Raw genomic sequence first — 4,004 nt, forward strand, 5'->3', positions numbered from 1 at the left:
GTCGTATTTGATGTCGTTGGACATGGAAAATTCCTAGCTCAGTGAGAAAATCAGCCGGCGACCAAAATCATCCGGCAAAAAGGCTCATGCCGCCGTCGACGCGCAGCACCTGGCCGTTGACGAAGCCGGCCTGGTCGCTGGCCAGGAAGGCGACGGCATTGGCGATCTCGACCGGCTTGGCATAGCGCTCCAAGGACACGCCCTCCATCTTCGACGGATCGGTGGTGCGGGTGGCGAGGAACCGTGCCGTGGTGGTGGGGCCGGGGCTGACGGCGTTGACGCGCACGCCGTCCTTGCGCACTTCCGAGGCAAGGCAGCGGGTGTAGGCGACGACGGCGGCCTTGAGCGTGGCGTAGATGCCGCCATGGCTGAAGCCGGCATGGGCGGCGGTCGAGCCGATATTGACCACGGCGCCGGCATGGCGGGCGACCATGTCGGGCACGAAAGCCTGCGTCACCACCATGGTGCCGACGAGGTTGTTGTTGGTCAGCGTGACGATGTCCTCGTAGGGGATGCCGAGGATGTTGTTGGGCTCGGGCTTGCCGCCAGAGGCGCCGATGTCGCCGCCGGCGCAGTTGACGAGGATGTCGACCTGGCCGAAGCGGGCGAGGATGTCCGACTTCATCTTCGCCACGGCGTCGCGATCCGAGATGTTGCCGATGACGCCGACCGACTTCACCCCGAGCGCCTCGATCTGCTTGACCACCTCGTCGAGGTTGGCGTTCTCGCCGAACTTGGCGGGCGCGTCCCAGGTGAGGTCATGCACCGCGACATTGGCGCCGCGCTCGGCCAGGCGGCGGGCCATGACGTTGCCCAGGCCGCGGCCCGAGCCAGTGACGAAGGCGTTCTTGCCTTCCAGTTCCTTGGTCATCGAAATCTCCAATTACATGAGGCCGAGAGCCTTGAGGTTCGCGGCGCTTTTCCGGTACTGCCCGAGCTCGTAATCAATCAATTCGTGGTCGGCGTTGCGCTCCCACGGGGTGCGCCACTCGGCGTCGTCGGCCAGCCGGTTGCGGCGCGCTGCGCGCAGGCAGGAGGCGAGCGCCTCGGCTTCCTTGGGCGCATAGCCGTGCCACCACTCTGGCGTCAGCAGCTTGACGTGCCGGGCCTCGAGCGCCCCGATCTCGATGCAGGCGACCATCTCTTCATTGTGCTGTCCGAGTATCTCGAACATTTCCTTGAACGGCACGGCGCCGTCGCCCGACGGGCAGCGGACCAGCCTTATCCCCTCGTCGGTAAACTGCACGTTGTAGTCCTTGACGTGGCAGTGGCGCACGTAGGGGGCGATGACGCGGGTGAAATCGAGCGGCGCCTCGGCCACCGGGAAGGTGTTGGCCATGTCGAAGACGATGCGGACACTGGGGCCGTATTCGTCGCAGAAATTGACCAGCTCGCGGCTGGTGAAATCCTGGTGGTTCTCGATCAGCAGCGTGACGCCGGCGGCGGCGGCCATCGGCGCATAGGCCTCGAGCTTTTCGTGCACCGAGGCGACGAGCTCGTGCCAGCGCGGCCCGGCCGCGGCGCGATCGCCGCAGAGGATGGGGGTGAGCGCGAGGCGGATGAACTGCGCGTCGAGCACCCTGGCGCAGCGCAGCAGCAGGTCGATATCGCCGTGCTGCAGGCCCGAGCTCAGGACGCGCTTCCAGCCGAGGGTGTCGAGGCGCTGCTTCAGCGCCGCGAGGTCGGCGTCGGACATGTCCTTGAGCCAGCCTTCCCACAGCTCGATGGCCTTGCCGCCGAGTTCCTCGGTGAGCTTGATGAAGCCTTCGAGGCCGGCGCCGTTGGGGTTGTGCCGCGGCGTGCCCGCGCCCTGCAGGCCGAGGTAATAGGTGAGGCCATAGGGGTTGAGGCCGGTCGTGAGTTTCATGGGGTCACCGTGATTGAGTTCGTCCCCTCACCCGCCCTGCTGCGCAGGGCACGCTCTCCCTCAAGGGGAGAGGGAAGGCGAGGGCAAGATCGTGCCACAACGTCCCTCTCCCCTTGAGGGAGAGGGTGGCGCGGAGCGCCGGGTGAGGGGAAGGACTCACCTCAACCCACCATCTACAGTAATCGACTGCTTGGTGATCATTCGACTGTCGTCTGATGCAAGGAACAGCACGGTGCGGGCGATCTCGTCGCCCAGCAGTTCGCGGTGGATAGCCTGCCGGGCGACGACGTTGTCGATCGCCTGCTGGTCGGGGAACCACAGCCGCTTCTGGCGCTCGGTGATCACCGCGCCGGGCTCGATGGCGTTGACGCGGATGTTGTCGCCGCCGAAGCCGCGTGCCAGTGCGCGGGTCAAACCGATGATCGCAGATTTCGCCGTCGCATAGACCGGCATGTTGGAGGCGCCGCCGCGCCAGGCGATCGAGGAGAAATTGATGATCGAGCCGCCGCCGGCCTCCTTCATCTGCGCGCGCACGGCCTGCGCGGCGAAGAATTGCGGGCGGAGGTTGAGGTCGATCGAATCGTCCCAGTACTCCTCGGTGACGGCGTCGATCTCGTGCCGGTCGTCGTTGGCGGCGTTGTTGACCAGCACCGAGATCAGGCCGAGCCGGTTCCTCACCACGTCGAGCGCGGCGCGCAGCCCCGTGACATCGGTGACGTCGCAGACGAGGAACGTGGCGCCGGTCTCGGCCGCCAGCGCCTTGCCCTCGGCCTCGAGGATATCGACGAAGGCGACTTTGGCTTCGTTCCGCGCAAAGGCGCGGACGATATCGGCGCCGATGCCGCTCGCCCCTCCGGTGACGAACACGACCCGGCCGGCGAGGCTTGGATAGATGGCGAACTCGGGAATTTCGGAAAACCTACTCTTTGAACATCGGCGCGAATGGCCCCCACCCCTGTCCCCTCCCCCCAAAACCGGGGGAGGGAGACCCTCACGCGGAGGCTGGTGGTCCGGTCCCCCTCCCCATTCTTAGAGGGAGGGGACAGGGGTGGGGGTCAGCACGCGCCGGAACCTCAGATCAGCCGCTGCGTGCCCGGGTCGAACAGGCAGGCGCGCGTCATGTCGATGGCGAGCGGCATGTTCTCGCCCATCTTCGGCGCCTCGTCCGGGCTGAAGCGGCCGACGACCTCGCGGTCGCCGAACTTCAGCACGGCCATGGTCTCGGCGCCGGTCGGCTCCACCACTTCGACCGGTGCCGAGAGGGTGGCGATGCCGGGCTTGCCGGTGGTGTTGGCGCTCTGCCGGCTCAAGTGCTCCGGCCGGATGCCGAGGACGACTTTCTTGTCGGTCGCCCGCTGCGCCACGCCGTTATGGAGCGGCAGGCTCGCCATGTTGCCGTCGGCGAGCGGGAAGGTGACCGAGGATACGCCGGCCGTCGTCGAGAACTCGGCGTTGATGAAGTTCATCGAGGGCGAGCCCATGAAGCCGGCGACGAAGATGTTGGCGGGCCGGTTGTAGATGGTGTCGGGCTCGTCGAACTGCTGCACCTCGCCCTGGTGCATCACGGCGATGCGCGAGGCGAGCGTCATCGCCTCGATCTGGTCGTGGGTGACGTACACCGTGGTCTTGCCCACCCGGTGATGCAGCTTCTTCATCTCGGTGCGCATGTCGACGCGGAGCTTGGCATCGAGGTTGGAGAGCGGCTCGTCGAACAGGAACAGCGCGGGGTCGCGCACCAGCGCACGGCCCATGGCGACGCGCTGGCGCTGGCCGCCCGAGAGCTGGCCGGGCTTGCGCTTCAGGAACGACTCGATCTGGAGGAGCGAGGCCACACGGGCGATCGCCGCCTCCTGCTCGGCCTTGGGCACGCCCCGGCTTTCCATGCCGAAGGCCATGTTCTCCTTGACGGTCATGGTGGGGTAGAGCGCGTAGCTCTGGAACACCATGGCGATGTCGCGGTCCTTGGGCAGGACGTCGTTGACCATCCTGCCGCCGATCGAGACCTCGCCGCCGGAGATGGTTTCAAGGCCGGCGATCATGCGCAGCAACGTCGATTTTCCGCATCCGGAAGGGCCGACGAGCACGACGAACTCGCCATCGGCGATGTCGATATCGACGCCATGAATGACCTGGAGAC

Annotated in this window: 4 protein-coding genes; all 4 read right to left on the minus strand. The window is 66.4% G+C overall.

Going from position 1 to position 4,004, the window contains the following annotated elements:
• Positions 1 to 67: 67 nt before the first annotated feature.
• Entirely contained in the window at positions 68 to 871 is an 804-nt protein-coding gene (locus JWQ89_RS13365; protein ID WP_299641787.1) for an SDR family oxidoreductase, read from the minus strand.
• 12 nt (positions 872 to 883) lie between these two features.
• Positions 884 to 1,867, minus strand: coding sequence for a TIM barrel protein (locus JWQ89_RS13370; RefSeq protein ID WP_299641788.1), 984 nt, complete (start codon positions 1,865 to 1,867; stop codon positions 884 to 886).
• A gap of 156 nt (positions 1,868 to 2,023) precedes the next feature.
• A complete protein-coding gene (locus JWQ89_RS13375) occupies positions 2,024 to 2,734 on the minus strand; it encodes an SDR family oxidoreductase (protein WP_299641790.1) in 711 nt (236 codons plus the stop codon).
• A gap of 206 nt (positions 2,735 to 2,940) precedes the next feature.
• Positions 2,941 to 4,004, minus strand: a 1,064-nt coding sequence (ugpC, locus tag JWQ89_RS13380) for a sn-glycerol-3-phosphate ABC transporter ATP-binding protein UgpC (RefSeq protein ID WP_299641792.1), incomplete at its 5' end; no start/stop codon positions are given.

Origin of the sequence: Devosia sp. (assembly GCF_028290645.1) — a bacterium.
Taxonomy (GTDB): Bacteria; Pseudomonadota; Alphaproteobacteria; order Rhizobiales; family Devosiaceae; genus Devosia_A.